Here is a 492-nt window from a genome sequence, read left to right on the forward strand (position 1 = left end):
AATCAACGCCTGTGAAGACTGTGCTCCCTACGGATACACCTGTATCTGTAAAGCGCGTCGTGGAAACAGGAAACCCCACCCTCAAAGAGCGAACCGCGTCAGCGGTGAGCGAGTAGGGTGGGGTAGTTCATTAGTCGAGAGCCCGGACGACACAGGAGATCGTAAAGCCGAAGAGAAGAGCACCAGCCACAGTGAGTACCGTCGTTGATGATGTGCCTGCGATCACGGCAGGCAACGACGCATCCATACTGACACTCCATCTATATGATATTTAAGAGAAACTATCCTCGGTGAAGACGAAGACCAAACCCTTCCCATCAGTCGGGTCCGAGAAGGCGGAACGTCTTCGTGTCCTGCGAAATTGTGGGTGTGAGACCCACCACCTCCTATCGGGCCTAGCTCGAGGTCGTCAAACGCGCCGGAGCGCTGCTTGACGACCTTTACGCCTCGACTTCGTCTCCCTGCAACAGCTCCTCCGCCTTGTCCCTATCC

Annotated in this window: 1 pseudogene; it reads left to right on the top strand. The window is 55.7% G+C overall.

The window, feature by feature from the left end:
• Nucleotides 1-116, top strand: a pseudogene (locus EXE45_RS17775) (RNA-guided endonuclease TnpB family protein); the annotation flags it as partial.
• Nucleotides 117-492 lie beyond the last annotated feature (376 nt).

The sequence above is a fragment of the Halorubrum sp. SP9 genome (assembly GCF_005435015.1).
In the GTDB taxonomy this organism is placed as follows: Archaea; Halobacteriota; Halobacteria; order Halobacteriales; family Haloferacaceae; genus Halorubrum; species Halorubrum sodomense.